The sequence below is a fragment of the uncultured Victivallis sp. genome (genome assembly GCF_944391105.1).
In the GTDB taxonomy this organism is placed as follows: domain Bacteria; phylum Verrucomicrobiota; class Lentisphaeria; order Victivallales; family Victivallaceae; genus Victivallis.
In genome coordinates this window covers 21346-40061 of record NZ_CALXSK010000028.1, presented here as the reverse complement: position 1 = coordinate 40061, position 18716 = coordinate 21346, and the positions used below count along the sequence as shown (strand labels likewise).

15 protein-coding genes are annotated in these 18716 nt (G+C 59.8%); all 15 read left to right on the top strand.

The window, feature by feature from the left end; genetic code table 11:
- Positions 1-123: 123 nt before the first annotated feature.
- Positions 124-2607 carry a DNA topoisomerase (ATP-hydrolyzing) subunit B gene (gyrB, locus tag Q0K10_RS09750; RefSeq protein WP_294506420.1) on the top strand — a complete coding sequence of 828 codons (2484 nt, stop codon included), beginning with the start codon at positions 124-126 and terminating at the stop codon, positions 2605-2607.
- Positions 2608-2642: 35 nt separating this feature from the next.
- On the top strand, positions 2643-3752 hold the full coding sequence (gene recA / locus Q0K10_RS09745) for a recombinase RecA (RefSeq protein WP_294506418.1): 1110 nt from the start codon (positions 2643-2645) through the stop codon (positions 3750-3752).
- 15 nt (positions 3753-3767) lie between these two features.
- Positions 3768-6275: a tetratricopeptide repeat protein gene (locus Q0K10_RS09740; protein ID WP_294506416.1), complete on the top strand. Its 2508-nt coding sequence runs from the start codon at positions 3768-3770 to the stop codon at positions 6273-6275.
- Position 6276: 1 nt separating this feature from the next.
- Positions 6277-6927, top strand: a complete 651-nt coding sequence (locus Q0K10_RS09735; protein ID WP_294506414.1) for a MotA/TolQ/ExbB proton channel family protein — start codon at positions 6277-6279, stop codon at positions 6925-6927.
- The gene (locus Q0K10_RS09730) at positions 6920-7387 is read left to right on the top strand and encodes a biopolymer transporter ExbD (RefSeq protein WP_294506412.1); all 468 of its coding nucleotides are present in this window, start codon (positions 6920-6922) and stop codon (positions 7385-7387) included. The genes Q0K10_RS09735 and Q0K10_RS09730 overlap by 8 nt, the downstream gene beginning before the upstream one ends.
- Before the next feature lie 21 nt (positions 7388-7408).
- Positions 7409-8149 (top strand): hypothetical protein, encoded by a 741-nt coding sequence (locus Q0K10_RS09725; RefSeq protein ID WP_294506411.1) that lies wholly within the window; start codon positions 7409-7411, stop codon positions 8147-8149.
- The gene (locus Q0K10_RS09720; RefSeq protein ID WP_294506409.1) at positions 8146-8391 is read left to right on the top strand and encodes a hypothetical protein; all 246 of its coding nucleotides are present in this window, start codon (positions 8146-8148) and stop codon (positions 8389-8391) included. Before Q0K10_RS09725 ends, Q0K10_RS09720 begins: the two co-directional genes overlap by 4 nt.
- A gap of 10 nt (positions 8392-8401) precedes the next feature.
- Positions 8402-8815 carry a hypothetical protein gene (locus Q0K10_RS09715; RefSeq protein WP_294506407.1) on the top strand — a complete coding sequence of 138 codons (414 nt, stop codon included), beginning with the start codon at positions 8402-8404 and terminating at the stop codon, positions 8813-8815.
- A 119-nt stretch (positions 8816-8934) separates the two neighbouring features.
- Positions 8935-10761 (top strand): DNA topoisomerase IV subunit B, encoded by a 1827-nt coding sequence (locus Q0K10_RS09710; protein ID WP_294506404.1) that lies wholly within the window; start codon positions 8935-8937, stop codon positions 10759-10761.
- The gene (locus Q0K10_RS09705; RefSeq protein WP_294506403.1) at positions 10754-13240 is read left to right on the top strand and encodes a DNA topoisomerase IV subunit A; all 2487 of its coding nucleotides are present in this window, start codon (positions 10754-10756) and stop codon (positions 13238-13240) included. Before Q0K10_RS09710 ends, Q0K10_RS09705 begins: the two co-directional genes overlap by 8 nt.
- Positions 13241-13284: 44 nt before the next feature.
- On the top strand, positions 13285-14082 hold the full coding sequence (locus Q0K10_RS09700) for an alpha/beta hydrolase family protein (RefSeq protein WP_294506402.1): 798 nt from the start codon (positions 13285-13287) through the stop codon (positions 14080-14082).
- Positions 14079-14696 (top strand): chromate transporter, encoded by a 618-nt coding sequence (locus tag Q0K10_RS09695; RefSeq protein ID WP_294506400.1) that lies wholly within the window; start codon positions 14079-14081, stop codon positions 14694-14696. Before Q0K10_RS09700 ends, Q0K10_RS09695 begins: the two co-directional genes overlap by 4 nt.
- Complete coding sequence (locus Q0K10_RS09690; RefSeq protein ID WP_294506399.1) at positions 14693-15298, top strand: chromate transporter; 606 nt, start codon at positions 14693-14695, stop codon at positions 15296-15298. Before Q0K10_RS09695 ends, Q0K10_RS09690 begins: the two co-directional genes overlap by 4 nt.
- 149 nt (positions 15299-15447) lie before the next feature.
- Positions 15448-16020: a hypothetical protein gene (locus Q0K10_RS09685; RefSeq protein WP_294506397.1), complete on the top strand. Its 573-nt coding sequence runs from the start codon at positions 15448-15450 to the stop codon at positions 16018-16020.
- Positions 16021-16149: 129 nt separating this feature from the next.
- Positions 16150-18711 (top strand): DNA translocase FtsK, encoded by a 2562-nt coding sequence (locus Q0K10_RS09680; protein WP_294506395.1) that lies wholly within the window; start codon positions 16150-16152, stop codon positions 18709-18711.
- Positions 18712-18716 lie beyond the last annotated feature (5 nt).

The window sequence follows — 18716 nt, the reverse complement described above, 5'->3', positions numbered from 1 at the left end:
TCGGAAAAAATATCACGTGAACGGAAAATATGCAACCTGCGTGCGGCTTTTTCCTTGAAATTGTACGGGGTTGGCTGTATATTGTTCCCCTGTTGATGAAACCAGGGAAAGAGAGTGGGAGACATGAGCGAAAATACCGTTGACATAAACAGTTCCGCATCCGAATACAGCGCCAGTAAGATCACCGTTCTCGAAGGGCTTGAAGCCGTCCGGGTCCGGCCGTCGATGTATATCGGCGATACCGGTCAGCGCGGTCTGCACCATCTGGTCTACGAGGTCGTGGACAACTCGATCGATGAAGCGCTGGCGGGATATGCGAGTCACATTGCCGTGACGATTCACGCGGACAACTCGATCACGGTCGAGGACGACGGGCGCGGCATCCCGGTGGATCTGCATGAGAAGGAGGGGAAACCCGCCGTCGAAGTCGTGCTGACGATTCTGCATGCGGGCGGCAAGTTCGACCATAACGCCTACAAGGTTTCCGGCGGTCTGCACGGCGTCGGCGTCTCCTGCGTGAACGCGCTTTCCGACTGGATGGAGGTGGAGGTCTACCGCGGCGGGATCGCCTACCAGATCCGGTTCGAACGCGGCATTACGACCATGCCGCTGAAACAGCTCGGACCCACCGCGAAGCGCGGGACGAAGGTTTCGTTCAAGCCGGACGGGACGATTTTTTCCGACACGGTCTATGTGCGCGACATCCTTGCGCGGCGGCTGCGCGAACTTGCGTTTCTGAACAGCGGGATCCGGATTCTTTTTACCGACGAGCGGCTTGAGCCCGACAATCCGCAGCGCAGCGAAGTGTTCCATTACGAGGGCGGCATCCGCGAGTTCGTCGCCATGCTGAACGCCAACAAGACCGTCATCAATCCGGACGTGATCTACTTCCATCGCGAGCGCAACGGCATCGACGTCGAAGTGGCCATGCAGTACAATGACGGCAATACCGAGAACGTCTACAGCTACGCGAACAACATCAATACAGTCGAAGGCGGAACCCATTTGACCGGGTTTCAGATGGCGCTGACCCGCACGATCAACAACTACACCCGGGAACGCATGAAAAACGACACGACGCTCTCCGGCACGGACGTGCGCGAGGGGCTGTCGGCGGTCGTGAGCGTGAAGGTGCCCGATCCGCAGTTCGAAGGGCAGACCAAGACCAAGCTCGGGAACTCCGAAGTGCAGGGGATCGTGACATCGGTCATCAACGAGGAGCTCGGCGACTACCTCGAGGAGAATCCGCAGATCGCCCAGAACATCGGAAACAGCGCGATGCTGGCGGCGCGGGCCCGTGAGGCGGCCAAGAAGGCGCGCGAGAGCGTCCGCCGCAAGGGCGCGCTCGAAGGCCTCGGGCTGCCGGGCAAGCTCGCGGACTGCTCGAACCGCGATCCTTCGAAATGCGAACTCTACATCGTCGAGGGTGATTCGGCCGGCGGCTCGGCGAAATCCGGGCGGGACAGCAAGATTCAGGCGATTCTTCCGATCCGCGGCAAACTGCTGAACGTCGAGAAGGTGCGGATCGACAAGGTCTTTGCGAACAAGGAGATCCAGTCGCTGATCTACGCGATCGGCTGCGGGATCGGAGAGGAGTTCGACGTATCGAAGGCACGTTACCACCGCGTGGTCATCATGACCGATGCCGACGTCGACGGTTCGCATATCCGCACGTTGCTGCTGACCTTCTTCTTCCGGCAGATGAAGCCGCTCATCGAGGCGGGCTACGTCTACATCGCCAAGCCGCCGCTCTTCAAGGTTACGCGCAAAAAGAAGGAGCAGTACATCGATACCGAAGAGCAGCTCGACCGTTATCTGGTTCAGCTCGGAGAGGAGGATCTGACCGTGAAGAGCGCCGCCGGGACGCAGCTTGCGCCGGAGGAGCTCACTGCGCTCATCGAACTTTACACCCGGGCATCGCACGTGTCGCAGGGGTTGCGCCGCTGCGGTATCGATCCGCATGAGTATTTCGACGCGATCCGGGAGGACGGCAAGTGTCCGGTCAGCCATATCACGGTGCGCGAAGCGGACGGGACGAACACCCAGAAGTATCTCTACTCGCCGGAGGAGCAGCACGCGTTCCTGCATGAGGCCGAGGAGCGGCTCGCCGGGCCGGCTCCGGCGGTGGTTCCGGGCGACGCCGCGTCGGAAGCTGCTGCCGCAGAGCGTGCGACGGAGCTGGCTCGCCACTTCGACATCATCGACATTTTCGAGGCGGCGAACTGCGAGGAGCTCGTATCCGCACTGGCGGAGCACGGCCTCAAGCCGAACAATGTGTTCGACAAGGGAGAGGCGCTCTATTTCGTCTCGACCGGCGAGAATGTTGACGCGACTCCGGCGGAGTCGCTCGAAGAGCTTTTCCGGCAGGTTCGTGCGAACGGGCAGACCGGGCTGCGGATTCAGCGGTACAAAGGTCTCGGCGAAATGAACGCCGAACAGCTCTGGGAGACGACGATGGATCCCGAGACGCGCAAGATGATCCGGGTCACCATGGAGGATGCGATCGTTGCGGATCAGATGTTTACGCTGCTGATGGGCGACGTGGTCGAACCGCGCAGGGAGTACATCGAAAAGCATGCCGCCGGCGTGAAGGATCTTGATATTTAAATTGCAACACCATATTCATATAGGGAGTACGGAGCATGGCGGAAAAGGAAGCGAAGGCTGCCGACAAGGCGAAGACCGTCGATAAGGATACCGGCAGAGAGAAGAATCTCCAGATCGCGATCGGACAGATCGAGAAGAGTTTCGGCAAAGGTTCGATCATGCGTCTCGGGGATACCGGAGCGGCGCAGCGGGATGTTCCGGTCATCAGCACGGGTTCGCTGGCGCTGGACCTTGCGCTCGGGATCGGCGGGGTTCCGGCAGGGCGCATCGTGGAGATCTTCGGACCCGAGTCGAGCGGAAAAACCACGGTCTGTCTGCATGTGATTGCGAATGCTCAGGCGAAAGGGGGCAGGTGCGCGATCATCGACGCGGAACATGCGATCGACCCGGGATATGCGAAAAAAATCGGCGTGGACATCGATAATCTGCTCATTTCGCAGCCGGACTGCGGGGAAGATGCGCTGAATATCGCGGACATGCTTGTCCGCAGCGAGGCGATCGACGTTCTGGTGGTCGATTCGGTGGCGGCGCTGGTGCCGAAGGCGGAGATCGAGGGTCAGATGGGCGAATCGCACGTCGGGCTCCAGGCGCGTCTGATGTCTCAGGCGCTGCGGAAGCTGACCGGTGTGGTGGCGCGTACGGGCACGTGCATCATTTTCACGAACCAGATCCGTGAGAAGATCGGCGTGATGTTCGGCAATCCGGAGACCACGACGGGAGGCAATGCGCTGAAATTCTACGCGTCAATCCGGATGGACATCCGCAAAACCACGGGGATCAAGGATCCGGCCGGGAACATCATCGGCAACCGGGCGCGCGTGAAGGTCATCAAGAACAAGATGGCGCCCCCGTTCCGGCAGGCGGAATTCGACATCATGTACAACGAGGGAATTTCGAAGGCCGGTTCGATGCTTGACGTCGCGACCGACATGGGGATTCTCGAAAAGCGCGGAAGCTGGTTCAGCCTCGACGGCGAACAGCTCGGGCAGGGACGGGACCAGACGAAGGCGCTGATCGTGGCATCTCCCGAGCTTCAGCAGAAGCTTATGGAGAGGATTTACGCGAAGGTCCGGGGCGGCGAACCCGTGCCCGAAAATCTTTCCGGAGAGACCGGGGCGGAATCCGCTGCGGGAACCGGGGAGTAATCCGGCGGTGACAATTTGAGAAGAGGACTTTTCATTGCGGCGGCGGGGGTGCTGTTTTCGGCGCTCCTGCTGCCGCTTTGCGCGGATGAGGCGTCGGAGCGGCGTCTCGGCGAAGAGGCTTACGCGAAAAGCGACTACAAAAACGCCGCGCAATATTTTGACAACGCCCGGAAAGTCGCTGCGAACGATGTGGAGAAATGGGGCGCGAATACGCTCCGGATGGCCGACGCGAAGTTGCGGGAGGGAGAGGTCGGGGAGGCCAAACAACTGCTGGCCGAATACCGTTCCCGTCTGCCCGCGCACGGAGCCGGGATGCTGCCCGGCCGGATTCTGATGGCGGAAAAACGGTATGCGGAGGCGGAGGAGTTCTTTGCGTCGCTTGCCGCCGGGGCCTCAGATCCGGAGGCGGCCTGTGAAGCGGCGCTCGGTGTCGGCGAAGCGCGCCTCGGGCAGAAAAATTACAAAGGCGCGATCGAACAGTTTCAGCGGATTGAGAATGAGAATGCGGATCTTCCCTTGTGGGCACGGCGTGCGCTGGAAGCGAGGATCTATGCGCTGATCGAATCCGGTGACGTGAAAACGGCGGCCGGACTGCTGGCTGCGGGAAAATTCCGGAAGGAGAATCCTGCACACTGGCGCAGTCTCGATCTGCTTGCTGCGTTGCGGAACGGATCGTTCGATCGCTTTCAGGCGGACTGGACGACATTGCGCCGGGGGGACGAAGGGGAAGTTTCTCCGCCGATTCTGCATGAGCTTGCTGTCGGCGGAGCGCGCCTGGCGATGGAACGAAAACAAACGGCGGCGGCCGAGTCGCTCTGGGCGGATGCGTTTGAACTGGCCGACACCGATGCGGAGCGGCAGAATGCGTTGCGGGAGCTCATCAATCTGCAGTCCGGACACGATCCCGGGCGTGCGGCGAAGACCTTGCGGCGCTATTTGACCTTTTATCCGGAGGCGGCCGATCGCGTCGGCCTGCTGTTGCGCGGAGCGCGCCTGCTTGTGAAAGCCGGCGATGTCAAAGAGGCCATGGAGCTTTATTCGCGGATCACGGGGGACAACCGGGTTCCGGCAGCGGAGCGCCTGACGGCGGCGCGGGAGGCGGCGGTGGCGGCATCCGGGGCGAAGCTGTACGATCTTGCCGAGCCGATGTTCCGTTATCTGGTCGAGCAGTCTGAAACGCCTGCGCAGAAGGAGGAAGGGGAGCTGCTGTTGGGCGAGCACTGTTTCCGGCGGGGGAATTATGCGCAGACGGCGGAGCTGATGCGGTCGGTGGCGGATGTGAACGGTGCTCATGCGGAGGCGGCGCGCTTCTGGCTGCTGCAGTCGTTGATTGCGCTCGGGGAGTACGCCGAGGCGGTTCCGGTGGTGGAGAAACTGCGGGACGCGAAAAACCCGGAATATCGGGTCGCCGCGGAATATTTCCGTGCGTTTCTGCAGGAGAAGCGGGGGCAGTCCGGCGCGGCGCGCAGCGGTTATGAACGATTTCTGATTTTGCATCCGGATTCAGATTATGTTCCTGCCGCGATGCTGGCTGCGGCGGAACTGGCGCTGGCGCAGCGTGATTATCCGGCTGCGGCGGGTGGTTTTTTCCGTTATGCTGAGCTCGAACCGGTGCCGTCCGATGCAATGCGGGCGCTCTATCTGGCGATGCTTGCGGGGTGCTTTGGAGGAAGTCAGGAGGATGTCGACCGGGCTTTGAAACTGCTCGATGAAAAATTTCCCGGTTCTGCCGGCGGCGTGGAGGCGCGGTTGCAGCTGGCGGATTATCTGCTTGCCGGCGGCGACCCGATGGAGGCGGAGCGGCAGCTTGCCGAACTTGAAAGACGCGGTGTTGTGAAAGACCCCGAAGTTGCGGCGGAGCTGCTTTACCGGCGGGCGCAGATCGCCCTGGTAAAAAAGGATTTCCAGCAGGCGAGGATGCAGCTGGATGCGTTGCTGGCGGATTATCCGGCCAGTTCGTTTGCCGCGGATGCGGCGTTTCTGGCGGGGAATCTCGAATCCGATGCCGGACGGTACAAGACGGCGCTGGAGTTTTACCGGAAGGCGCGGGATCTCCGGCCGGATGGTTTGTTCGGCCGGATCGCGACGGGCCGCATCGCCGATGCGCGTTTCAGCGTTTATGCCGAGACGCTCGATCCGGCCGATCTGAAGGCGGCTGCGGAACTGTACGGGGAGCTGGCGGAGGATTCCGCAGATCCGAGATTGCGGCTTCAGAGTCTTTACAAGCTCGGCAAGTGTCGCGAACTTTTGAATGAATCCGGCGAAGCTCTGGCGGCGTATAACCGGGTGCTTTATCTTGCGCTCGATCAGAAGCGAGGCGGAGTGATGCCGGATCCGGTCTGGGTCGGCAAGGCGGGGTATGCCGCGGCGCTGGCCTATTTGAAGATGGGTACGCCCGCGGGGGCGCGCGAAGCGTTGCGGGTGATCGGAATCCTTGAAGATCTGCAACTGCCGACCGGCGAGGATTTCGATCGGATTGAGCAGGAGATTCGGCGAAAATACAATTTACAGGGGAAACAGTGAAATGTTACTGATCTTGAAGTTGATGGAGGACGGCGGTCCGATCATGTGGGTGATTCTCTTCTGCAGTCTGGTGGCGTTGTTCATCTTTCTGAAGAAGGTGTTTCAATTCCATCGGGAGGAGATCAATGTCGGCGAGGTGCTGCGGGGATTGTTCAATGTATTGCGGCGGGACGGGTTTGTGGAGGCGTTGACGCTCTGCGATCATACGCCGGGTCCCGCTGCCCGGCTTCTGGCGGCGGCGATCCGCGCCTATGAGCGAGGGGACAGCGATATCCGCAAGGCTGTGGACGATGCGGCGCTGGAGGAGATTCCGAAGCTTGAGCGTCATATCAATCTGCTCGGGACGCTTGGGTTTGTCCTGCCGTTGATCGGGTTTCTCGGAACGGTGCTCGGGATGATGCGGGTGTTTGAGGCGGCGCAGGGCAGTGAAATGTTTTCCGCCTCGGACATCGCGGGGGCGGTGAACATGGCGCTTCTGACGACGGCGGCTGCGCTTGCGGTGGCGATTCCCTGCTATCTGGCCTACAACTATCTGGTGGCACGGGTGGATTCGATTACATTGGACATGGAGAAGGCATCTCTTGAGATGCTCGGCTTCATGGAGCGGCGCCGTCGGGAGTCCGGCGCGAAACCGGAGGCGGAACGTGAATAATCCGTCATCGATCGGAGGGCGACGTTACAAGCCGGGACTCAAGCCGAAGAGCGGTTGGCCGGAGTTGACCGCGCTGATCGACGTGTTGTTCCTGGTGTTGTTGTTTCTGTTTTTGTCGAGTTCGTTCGTGCGGGTGACGGGAATCCGGGTAAATCTGCCGCGGGTGCGGCCGTCAAGTTCCGCGGATCTGGAGCGCTTTGTCGTAACGATCACGCGTGGCGAAGAGGGCGGGCGGTTGCTCTACTTCAACGACCGTCCGGTCACGCCGGAGGTTCTCAAGCAGCAGTTCAATGAAGTGCACGGTCGCAGCCGGAATGCGACGATCATCATTCTGGCGGACCGCGGGGTTTCACTTGAGCAGTGTGCCGAGGTGATGGCGCTGGCCGAGGCGGCCGAGTTGGCGAGTTTTCTGGTGACGGTTCCTCCCGGTGAGCGGCAGGAAACGGTGTTCGGGCAGTGAGCTTCGGGGATGAGGTGACGCATGGCGAGAATTCCGAACTATCTGCTGACGCGGCCGGTTACGCCGGGCTGGGTTTATACGGTCGAGGCGCTGGTGCTGGCGCTGCTCGTGCATGCGGCGTTGTTTTTTCTCGCCGGTTATCAGCCGGGGAAGCGTCCTCCGGATGCGCGGCGGAGCCCCGGAGTGACGCTTCTGACGCCCTCCGGGGTGTCGGAAGAGGAGTGGCGTGAGCTGCTCGCATGGACGCGGGTTCACGATTCTTCGCAGTTCATCCGCTCGAATGCGGGGTCCGGGTATGCGGCGCTGTTGGAAAAGCACCGTCCGCGTGCGGTCGGTCGTGCAGAGGATGAGCTGGCGGGGATTCTTTCCCGGCCCGGATTGCCGGTTCTGCCCGGATATACGCCGCTGTCCCGGGTGTCGGAGTCGGGTCCGGAACCCTATCGGGGCGGAGCTTTTGACGAGCGGACGCCGGTTCCGATCCCGGCGGTGAGGAATCCGTTTGTGATGGACGGGGAGGGAAAACCTCTCACGCTCGACCGGCTGCGACTGCCGGAATCGTTTGACGGCGGGATGATTTCCGGGCCTTCGATCGTGACCGTCCGGGGGAGTTCCGGCATGATGCGGAGCCATCTGGCCCGGTCTTGCGGGGTTCTGACGCTGGACAGGGCGGCGCTTGAAGCGGTGGCCGGAGAGCGGTTTGATTCGCCTCGGACGGTTGTCGTCTACTGGCCGGAGCCGGAGCGGAAGGAGGTGGCGCCATGATTGGACTCTCCTATGCCGAGGCGATCTTTGGATTTTTTGCGCTCTGGCTGATTTTCATCGGGATTCTCTGGTGGCGTGAGCTCTACCGGGTCAAGCGTTACAGTTGGAATTTGAGCAACAGTACGCTGTTTCACTGCGACAACTGCCACCACTCTTTCATCATCAAGGAGTCGGTGAACCTCACGCGCTGTCCGCGCTGCAACTCAATCTGCATCTGCCGGAAGCGGCGGGATCTGGAGTAGGGAGGATGGGATGAAGTGCGCCGCTGCCCTGTGGGGAACGCCTGCGCTGCTGCTGGTGGCAGGCTGCTGCTGGATGCTGCCGCCGGGAACGCCGCCGGATGGGGCGATCGTGACGGAGGAGGTCCCGGCGGCGCGTGATCTGCGCGGCGCGGAGAACGATCTGGTCACGTCTCTTTTTGCGTACACCTTGCAGAACTGCCCGGGCGCGGCGGTGGCGGTTGAGGCGGATGAACCGCTTCTGCCGCTCGCGCGCCGGGTGATTGAACGGACGGGGGCGATCAGCGGAATCTTTTTCGCTCCGGAAGGGCGCTATCTGCTTCGGGCACGCATGGAACGGAATCTCCTGCGCTGTTCTCTGACTGATTCGTCGACGGGCGCGACGGTCTGGAGTGAGAGTGTCGCAGTCGCACCGGAAACCCGCTGATTTCGTTCCGTTTTTCCCGCTTTGTGAAACCTGCATTTTCCCGGAGACGCTTGCATTTTCAGGGAAAAATGGTATATTATCCCGTTATGGTTGAACGGACAAAGGGAGGGAAACAGGAGATGGCGGAAGCGGCGGCGAAGTATGACGGCAGCTCGATTAAAACGCTGTTGCCGCTGGAGCATATCCGCCTTCGCCCCGGCATGTACATCGGCCGTCTCGGTGATGGAAGCCATCCCGAGGACGGAATTTACGTGCTTGTCAAGGAGATCATCGACAACTGCATCGATGAATTCACGATGGGGGTCGGCAAGCGCATCGAGATCACGCTGGACGCCGGAAGCGTCTCCGTTCGCGACTATGGGCGCGGAATTCCGCTCGACAAAGTTGTGGCGTGTGTTTCGGAAATGAATACAGGCGGCAAATATGAGGGGGGGGCGTTCGCCTTCTCCATCGGGCTCAACGGTGTCGGAACCAAGGCGGTGAATGCGCTGTCGGAGAAGTTCACGGTTCGTTCGTATCGCGACGGGAAGTTCCACGAGGCCCGGTTCGAACGCGGCGTCCTGCAGGGCGAAGAGGAGGGAGAAACCTCTGAGCGCAATGGGACGTTCGTGGCGTTCACTCCGGATTCGGAACTGTTTCCGGGTTACGCGTTCAAGCCGGAGTACCTCGAAAAACGGCTCTGGATGTACGCCTATTTGAACAGCGGGCTCTCGATCTATCTGAATGGCCAGCTCTATCTGTCGCGCCACGGGCTGGAGGATCTGCTGGAAAGTGAGATCGGCGAGGACAAGATCTATCCGATCATCGCACTGAAAACTCCGACGCTCGAATTTGCATTGACGCACAGCGACAACTACGGGGAAACCGCGTTCAGCTTTGTAAACGGGCAGTATACGAACGACGGGGGCACCCATCTCTCCGCTTTCAAGGAGGGCGTTCTGAAGGCGATCAACGAGTTTTCCGGCAAGAGCTACAAAGCCGATGACGTGCGTGACGGCATGGCCGGAGCGGTCGCGATCAAGCTGCGCGACCCGATTTTCGAGTCGCAGACCAAGAACAAGCTGGGAAACACGGATGTGCGTGGTCCGGTGGTTTCGGCCGTACGCGACGCGATCGTCGATTTTCTGCATAAGAACAAGGAGGTTGCCGAGATTGTTCTGGACAAGGTTTCGCGCAACGAGCAGATCCATCGGCAGGTTCATGCGATCCGGAAGAAGGGGGCGGCCGCGGCGGTCAAAAGCAAGCTGCGGATTCCGAAGCTCAAGGACTGCAAATTCCATCCGGGCGACAAGTGGCCGCGCGGTGTGACGCCTTCCGAGACGATGATTTTCCTGACCGAGGGCGACTCTGCCGCCGGTTCGCTTGAGGTGTGCCGGGATGTGAACTGTCAGGCGATCTTCGCACTGCGCGGCAAGCCGATGAACAGCTACGGCGAAAAATTTGAGAAGATCTACACGAACGAGGAGCTGACGTTTCTCATGCAGGCGCTCGGGATCGAGGAGTCGGTCGACAACCTGCGCTACGACAAGGTCGTGCTTGCGACCGATGCGGACGTGGACGGGCTGCACATCCGGAATCTGCTGATCACGTTTTTCCTGATGTTCTTCGACCAGCTTGTGCTTTCGGGACATTTGTACGTGCTTGAGACGCCGCTTTTCCGGGTGCAGGCTCCGAAGCAGTCGCCGGTTTACTGTTACAACGAGGCCGAACGCGATGCGGCGGCGCGAAAACTCGGAAAAAAGGCGGAAATCACCCGGTTCAAGGGGCTTGGAGAGATTTCTCCGAAGGAGTTCGGGCGGTTCATCGGCGAGGAGATGCGCATTCAGCCGGTCACGCTCGACAACATGAAGAACATTCCGGAGCTGCTCGGGTTCTTCATGGGCAACAATACCCCGAAGCGACGCGAATACATCATGAACAATCTGGAAGTATCGAAATATGAGTGACGAACCGGAAAAGCCCGAAACCGGAGAAATTGAGCCGGAAGAACCGGTCGTGAATGAGATGGCGGAGCCGGATGTCCCGGATGAGTCGGTCGTTACGGCGGTGCGCCATCGCGGAAACAACGAGTATTTCCGGAAGATGATGGATCAGAACTTCCTGGAATACGCGAGTTACGTCGTGAAGGACCGCGCGATTCCGGACGTGGACGACGGGTTGAAGCCTGTGCAGCGGCGCATTCTCTGGTCGCTCTACAAAATCGATGACGGGCGCACGCACAAGGCGGCAAACGTGATCGGCAATACGATGCATTTCCATCCGCATGGCGACGCCTCGATCGGAGACGCGCTTGTGGTGCTCGCGAACAAGGAGTATTTCATCACGAAGCAGGGGAACTTCGGCAATATTCTGACCGGAAGTCCCGCCGCGGCGCCGCGGTACATCGAGTGCAGTCTTTCTCCGATGGGTCGCGAGGTCCTCTTCAACAACGACATCACGGAGTTTGTCGACTCCTACGACGGGCGCAGCCAGGAGCCGGTTGTGCTGCCGGTGAAGATCCCGTCGCTTCTGATGCTCGGCAGTGACGGCATCGCGGTCGGGATGGCGACGAAAATCATGCCGCACAACTTCAACGAACTGCTTGAGGCACAGATCAGCGAACTGCGCGGTGAGCCGTTTGAGCTCTATCCGGACTTTCAGCAGGGCGGGCTCATGGATGTGAGCGACTATCAGGACGGCAACGGCAAGATCACGCTGCGCGCGAAGATCGACATCGAAGGGAGAAAACTCATTATCCGCGAGATTCCGGCGACGACGACGACCGAGAGTCTCATTGCATCGATCGAGAAGGCCGCCGAGAAGAACAAGATCAAGATCGCGAGTGTGAACGACTACACGACCGAGCATGTGGAGATCGAGATTGTTCCGACCCGCGGCTACGATCCGGAGCGGACGCGTCAGGCTCTCTACATGTACACGGACTGTTCGGTGTCGATTTCAGTGAATTTGACAGTGATCTGCGAAAGCCGCCCGGCGGTGATGAGCGTGACGGACGTCGTCCGGCGCAATACACATAAACTGCTTGAATATTTGAAGCGGGAGCTGGAGATCGAGCTGGGCAGGCTGGAGGATCAGTTTCACGCCAAGACGCTGGCGCAGATCTTCTTCGAAAACCGCATCTACAAGCGCATCGAGGAGTGCGGCAGCCAGGAGGAGGAGTACGCGGAGGTTCACGCCGGTCTTGTACCGTTCCGCCATCTGCTGCGGCGCGATGTAACCGACGAGGATGTGGACAAGCTGCTTGCGCTGCCCGTGCGCCGGATCTCCCGCTTCGACATCGAAAAGAATCAGCGCGAAATCGCCGAGGTGCTTGCGAAAATGGAGGAGATCAACAAGAATCTCGGCAGTCTCAAGCAGTATGCGATCCGCTATTTGAAAAAGCTGCTTGAGAAGTATGGGGACCGTTATCCGCGTCGGACTGAGATCGAACATCTTGAAAAGATCGACCGGACCGTGGCTGCGCTGAACAACATCAAAGTCGGCTGGGATCGTCGAAACGGTTATGTCGGCACTGCGATCAAGAGTGACGATACAATCGCCTGCAATGAGTTTGACCGTTTTCTCTGCGTGAGCAAGAACGGCAGTTATAAAGTCATTGCATTGCCGCCGGAGAAGCTGTTTGTCGGCAAACTCTATGATTTCCGGAAATACGATGCGTCGACGGAGTTCGGCGTGATCTACCGGGAGACCGCTTCCGGCAAGTATTACGGCAAACGAACCACGATCGGCGGGTTCATCCTCGACAAGGAGTATATGATCTGTCCGGAGAAGTGCAAGCTGGAACTTCTGACGCCGCGTTCGGATGCGGTTTATACGCTCCTGGAAACGAACGCCCGCGGGAAAACCGTGGAGCGGGAGCTGAATCTGATGGAATTGCCGATGCGTACACCGAAAGCGCGCGGTATTTTGATTTCTTCCCGGCAGCTTGCGAAGATCACGCACAAACGTTATCTGACCGAAGAGGAACTTGAGGCGCTGAAACTTGCCGCCTCCGGCAAGGAGGAATCGGGAAATGACGGACAAGTGCCGGGTGAAGTGACGGATCAATCCGTCATTTCCGCAGAAGATACAGCGGAAGAGTCCGCTGTTCAGCCGGGAATGGAGGAGAAACCGGAATCGGAAAAACCCGTGGACTCGGAGAAGGTTTCTGAGCCGGAGCCGGAAGAGAAGCCGGAGAAAAAGGAGATTGAATCCGGGACGGTGCCGGAATCGGTTGAATCCGGGAAGGGGGAATCCACTCCGGAAATGGCGGGTGAGCCGCTCGTGCTGGAGGATGACGGGCTGCCGCCGGTGAAGCCGAAGCGTTCCCGTCCCCGTTCCCGCCCCCGCCCGGAACCGGCGAAACCGGAGAAGAAGGAGCCGGAGAAACCTGCTCCGGACGAGGAGGACGAGTTTGGTATGGTACAGTCCGAATTCGGATTCTGATATCCGGCGGAAAATCTTCAACGATGATCAAGGAGAGGTGAGAAATGGCTTTTCTTCAATGTGAATTTCATTCGGATGTGCTTGGACGCGCCTGCAGCATGAATGTGCTGGTTCCGCAGAAGGCGGCGACGCAGATCGGCATGGTTTCTTCGGGAGAGACGGGACGCGCCGAATACCCGGTGCTCTATCTGCTGCACGGGCTTTCGGACAACCACACGATCTGGATGCGCCGCACTTCGATTGAGCGGTACGCGGCCGCTTACGGCATTGTCGTGGTGATGCCGGCGGGAGAGCGCGGATTTTATACGGATATGGCCGAGGGATACCGTTACTGGACGATGGTTTCGGAAGAGTTGCCGCAGATTGTCCGGAATCTGTTTCCGGTCAGTGCGAAACGGGAGGATACGTTTGCGGCGGGGCTGTCGATGGGCGGCTATGGCGCACTGAAACTTGCGCTGCGTTGCCCGGAACGGTTTGCCGGGGCGGTGGCGCTCTCGCCGGTGACGGATCCGCGCGGCTGGTTCATCGGCGGTGAGCGGCCGGAGATGCGTGAGGAACTGACCCGGATCTTCGGTTCTGCCGAACGGATCGTGGCGAACGGAGATGATCTCTTTGCGCTCGCCGACGCTCTTCTCAAATCTTCGAAACCGAAACCGCGCATTCTGCAGGTCTGCGGGACGGAAGACGGATTGCTGCGCGAGAATCACCGGTTCCGCGATTACATGGAGAAAGTTCATTTCCCCGGCTACTGCTACATTGAGGATGCCGGGACCCATAACTGGGAGTTCTGGGATCACTATATTCAGGACGGGCTGCGTTTCCTGTTCGGAACGGAGAAATGATGGGTGGAGCTTCCCGGCATTATTCGGAGATCGGTGTCTGGGAGAGGAGCTGGGTGCTCTTCTGGTCATACATCAAGATCACGAGTCTCGTGATCGGCGGAGGCTATGCGATCATAGCGGCGGCGCAGGAGGAGTTTGTGCGCCGCCGCGGGTGGCTGACCGATGACGACGTGTTGGAGATGATCACGATCACACAGACGGTTCCCGGGATTCTCGCCTGTAATTCGGCGATCTACATCGGCTGGCGGATCAACGGGCTGCCGGGGGCGCTTGCGGCGCTGCTCGGGTCGATTCTGCCGTCGCTGGTCATCATCATCTGCATAGCGGCGGCGATTTCATCGGTGGCTGAGATGATTCAGAATCCGTACATTCAGGGAGCATTCCGCGGTGTCATCGCCTGCATTGTGGGCATGGTGGTCGTGACCGCGCTTAAAATGCGCAAAAAGCCGGTGAAGGGATGGTTCGGCTGGCTGATCGCGGCGGGTTGTCTGGTCGGGATGAGCGTATTCGGGGTGAATCCGGCCTGGCTGATCGTCGGGGCGATCGTGCTCGGGATCTCACAGGTGACGATTCTGCGACTGAGGAAACAGGAAGAAGCGGGGGAGAAGAAATGACGTTCTGGGAGCTCTACGTCACGTTTTTCAAATTTGGACTGCTCTGCTTCGGAGGCGGCTACATGCTCGTTCCGCTGTTGTCGGCGGATCTGGTCGGGAACGCGCCCGGGGCGCCGCTGACGCCGGAGGCGTTTGCGAATCTCGTTTCGATCGCACAGGTGACGCCCGGGCCGATCGGGATCAACACGGCGACCTACGTGGGATTCACGCAGCAGGGGATTCTGGGGGCGTGCCTCGGCACGCTCGGGATCGTGACGCCGGCGTTGTTTCTGGTTATTCTCGCGATCAAGCTGCTGAAGCGGTATGAGACGAGTGTTCCGGTACAGGGATTCCTGGCGGGGATGCGTCCGGCGTCGTTCGGGCTGGTTTTGTCGGCGGCGGTGGTTTTTGCGGAGCTGTCGGTGTTCCGCACGGAGATTCCATGGGGGGAGTTCTGGAAGATGATAACCGGTGCGGGCGGCACGCTCGGTGGATTTGGGCTGAACTGGGGATGCGTGATTCTCGCTGCGGTGACGGTTCCGGTGCTGATGAAGACGAAATTTCCGTTTCTCTGGCTTTTGCTGCTTTCCGCGATTTTCGGAGCGTTTTTCTGTCAGCCGTGAGGTGGAAATTTCAGAAATGACGGATTGATCCGTTACTTTTCCGTTGTATTTTTCCGTTGTATTTTCCGTTGAAAACGGTTGAGTCTTCCAGTCCGGACGGATTTTTTTTGTTGCAGATTGCAGAAAGGAAAGCCTTGGAGGTGGCATCGATGGAGAAAAGAGTGATTGCGCTGGATATCGGAAATGTCTGCCTGGAGATTCATCCCGAGCGGTGTTTCGGGGCGCTCGGATTCCGGAGCGTGAGTGAAATTCCGCCCGAAGCGCTGTTTCTCGCAAGCGAACGGTTCGAGCGCGGGGAAGTCACTCCCGCGGAATTTCTCGCGGGATTCCGGAAGCTGACCGGAACGAAGTTCTCCGACGAAGAGCTCGAACGGGCGTTCCGGTCGATCATCGGACCGGTGGTTCCGGGGATGGCGGAGCTGGTTGCCGGACTCGATGCGCGGGGATTCCGGCCGGTGTTCTTCTCGGATACTTCGATCACCCATCTCGACGAGGTTCGGCGGAAGTTCCCGTCGGAAGCGGCGGTGCCGGACGGAATTTACAGTTGCGAAGTCCATGCGAAGAAGCCGGAAAAAGCGATGTTCGAGGCGTTTGAAGCGCGGTTCGGCGTCCCGGCATTTTATTTCGACGATCGCGCCGACCTGATCGAAGGAGCGCTCCGGCACGGTTGGAACGCCCATCGTTTTGTCTCCGCGGAAGAGATGGCGCGCATTCTCGGCTGAATCTGTTTTTTTTTCTCCGAATGGTATCGAGGCCTTTTTTCCGGGTTTTCGGCTCTAAGAGATTGCATTTGCGAAACCTTCGGTCTATATTACTCCGTTTGATTCTGTGTGGTTTCAAGAATACGGTGCATGATGGCTGATTCTGCGGTTACATCCCGGTCGGGCGGTGGGAGCGGTTTCCGGGTGCAATATATTTTTTATGTGGCGTTTCTGCTACTGGCGCTGCTGGCGATCTTTTCCTACTCGCCTGCGGACAGTGCGGCGATTTCAGGCGGGGTCGACGCCCCGCCGTCGAACTGGATCGGCAGTGCGGGAGCATATTTCGGTTTCTGGCTTTTCCATCTTTTCGGGCTGGCGACTTACGTGCTGGTGTTCGTGACACTGCTGCGCCTGCTTCGGGCGATCCTGCCCGGGAAGGGGAGGCCGGGACTCTTTTTCGCCGGGGAAGCGATGATTCTCCTCGGCTCGCTTCTGCTGCTTGCGCTTTCTCCTTATCCATTTGTGTCACTGACCGAACAGCTTGGTATCGGTCGCAGCGGAGTCCCCGAGCTCGCCCTCACGGGCGGAGTGATCGGTCAGGTGCTTGTCGCGCCGGCGGTCGAATCTCCGGAACTTTCCGAGGGAGTGCTTCGGCAGTTGATCGGTGCGGTCGGATGTACGATTTTCGGATGGGCGCTCGTGATGGGCGGGGCGATTGTCATTTATTTTTCAGACTGGCACGCACTGCTGCGGGATCGGGTTTTCGCGCCGCGCCCGTGGACGGAACCCGAATCGGACGACGTGCCGCGAAGCCGCCGCGCCGCCGCGATCGCCGCTGAACCGGAACCGGAGCTGGAGCTGGAGCCGGAGGACGGGAGTGGTCGTGAAGCCCCGGCGGATGAACCGGCACGGTCAACGGACGGCATGTTCAACCGGATGCGGGAGGCCCTCCGCGTTCTTCAGGGCAAAGGCAACGCCGTTCCGGCGGAGTCGGAAGAGGAGAATCCTGCTCCGAAAATTTCTCAGCCGGAGTTGCTTACCGCCGTTGCACCGGAACCGGAACCGGAGCCCGCTCCTGCTCCGGAACGGCCGAATGCTCCGGTTTCGCCCGCTTCCCGGCCGCAGACTTCTCCCGCCGCCGGCGTTCCGGCGGTCAGCACACGAGTGGTGGAACAGGGGGCGAAGGCGACTGCCGGCCATGAACGCGAATATATTCTGCCTCAGATTCCGATGTTGAGCAAGGGCTCCGATCTGGTCGGAGAAGCGCCGGAGGCGATCGCCCGGGCGCGCGAGATTCTGCAGCGGACACTCGACAGCTTCAAGGTTTCCGGCCGGGTGTCCGGATACATTTCCGGCCCGCGGATCACGCGGTACGAGATCTCCCTCGACGAGGGGGTCAACGTGAAGAAGGTCGAAGCGATTGCCGACAACATCGCGATGAATCTTTCCGCCAAGACGGTGCGCGTACTTGCGCCGATTCCCGGCCGGCCGGTCGTCGGCGTCGAAGTCCCGAACACGAAGACCGAGGCGGTGTTCATGCGGGCGGTGATGGAGTCCGATGCGTGGCAGAAGGGGCACGCCGCAATCCCGATCGTGCTGGGGAAGGATGTGGCGGGCAATCCGGTGATTCTCGACCTCGCGAAGGCGCCGCACCTTCTGATCGCCGGTTCGACCGGATCGGGCAAGTCGGTCTGCATGAATACGCTCATCATGAGCCTGCTGTTCAAATTCTCGCCGGATGAACTGCGACTCATCATGGTCGACCCGAAGATCGTGGAATTCGAGGATTACAAGCGTCTGCCGCATTTGATTACTCCCGTCATCAACGATTCAAAGAAGGTTCCGATCGCGCTGCGCTGGGCCGTGACCGAGATGGAGAAGCGCTATCATATCCTTGCGAAGGCGGGCGTGAAAAAACTCGCGGAGTACAACAGTCGGCCGAATCCGGTGCCGGTGATCGATGAGAACGGCGTTGAAGCGCCCGCGAAAATGCCTGTGCTGATCGTGATCATCGACGAGCTGGCCGAACTGATGATGACCGATGCGCGGAAGGATTCCGAGGCGTATATCACCCGGATCGCCCAGCTCGGGCGCGCGGCCGGGGTGCACATCGTGGTTGCGACGCAGCGTCCTTCGACGCAGATCATCACAGGCGTCATCAAGGCGAATCTGCCGACGCGAATCGCGTTCCGGGTCGGTCAGATGATCGACAGCCGGGTCATTCTCGATCAGAACGGAGCGGAAAAACTGCTCGGGTCGGGCGACATGCTCTTCCTCGCGCCGGGCGGGATGGACCTCGAACGTGTGCAGGGCGCCTGGGTCAAGGACGAAGACATCAAGCAGGTGGTGAAGTTCGTTTCCGACCAGGTTCCTCAGAGTTTCAATGCGCAGGTCGTCGCCGAGGAGGAGGCGATGGAGGAGGAAATCGACGAAAATGCGACCGATTACGACGATGACGATTACCGCGATATCGCCCCGGTCATCAAGAAATACATGCGTCCGGGGGACGACGACAACATCCGCCGGGCACTCGAAGTGGTGGTTCTCGACCGGAAGGCGAGCACGAGTTATCTCCAGCGGCGGCTGAAGATCGGTTACAACCGCGCCGCGGAGATCATGGATCTCTTTGAGGAGCGCGGCATTGTCGGGCCGGCGTCGGGCAGCGGCAACAAGCGGGAGATCCTGATTTTCGACGGAATGGACGAAGAGTAGTCTCG

What these genes read in the sequence shown, in the direction of transcription:
- Q0K10_RS09695 (WP_294506400.1), top strand. Translation starts at nt 14,079, where the DNA reads ATGATGGGTGGAGCTTCCCGGCATTATTCGGAGATCGGTGTCTGGGAG.
- Q0K10_RS09705 (WP_294506403.1), top strand. Translation starts at nt 10,754, where the DNA reads ATGAGTGACGAACCGGAAAAGCCCGAAACCGGAGAAATTGAGCCGGAA.
- Q0K10_RS09735 (WP_294506414.1), top strand. Translation starts at nt 6,277, where the DNA reads ATGTTACTGATCTTGAAGTTGATGGAGGACGGCGGTCCGATCATGTGG.
- Q0K10_RS09700 (WP_294506402.1), top strand. Translation starts at nt 13,285, where the DNA reads ATGGCTTTTCTTCAATGTGAATTTCATTCGGATGTGCTTGGACGCGCC.
- Q0K10_RS09720 (WP_294506409.1), top strand. Translation starts at nt 8,146, where the DNA reads ATGATTGGACTCTCCTATGCCGAGGCGATCTTTGGATTTTTTGCGCTC.
- Q0K10_RS09685 (WP_294506397.1), top strand. Translation starts at nt 15,448, where the DNA reads ATGGAGAAAAGAGTGATTGCGCTGGATATCGGAAATGTCTGCCTGGAG.
- Q0K10_RS09715 (WP_294506407.1), top strand. Translation starts at nt 8,402, where the DNA reads ATGAAGTGCGCCGCTGCCCTGTGGGGAACGCCTGCGCTGCTGCTGGTG.
- Q0K10_RS09690 (WP_294506399.1), top strand. Translation starts at nt 14,693, where the DNA reads ATGACGTTCTGGGAGCTCTACGTCACGTTTTTCAAATTTGGACTGCTC.
- Q0K10_RS09710 (WP_294506404.1), top strand. Translation starts at nt 8,935, where the DNA reads ATGGCGGAAGCGGCGGCGAAGTATGACGGCAGCTCGATTAAAACGCTG.
- recA (WP_294506418.1), top strand. Translation starts at nt 2,643, where the DNA reads ATGGCGGAAAAGGAAGCGAAGGCTGCCGACAAGGCGAAGACCGTCGAT.
- Q0K10_RS09680 (WP_294506395.1), top strand. Translation starts at nt 16,150, where the DNA reads ATGATGGCTGATTCTGCGGTTACATCCCGGTCGGGCGGTGGGAGCGGT.
- gyrB (WP_294506420.1), top strand. Translation starts at nt 124, where the DNA reads ATGAGCGAAAATACCGTTGACATAAACAGTTCCGCATCCGAATACAGC.
- Q0K10_RS09725 (WP_294506411.1), top strand. Translation starts at nt 7,409, where the DNA reads ATGGCGAGAATTCCGAACTATCTGCTGACGCGGCCGGTTACGCCGGGC.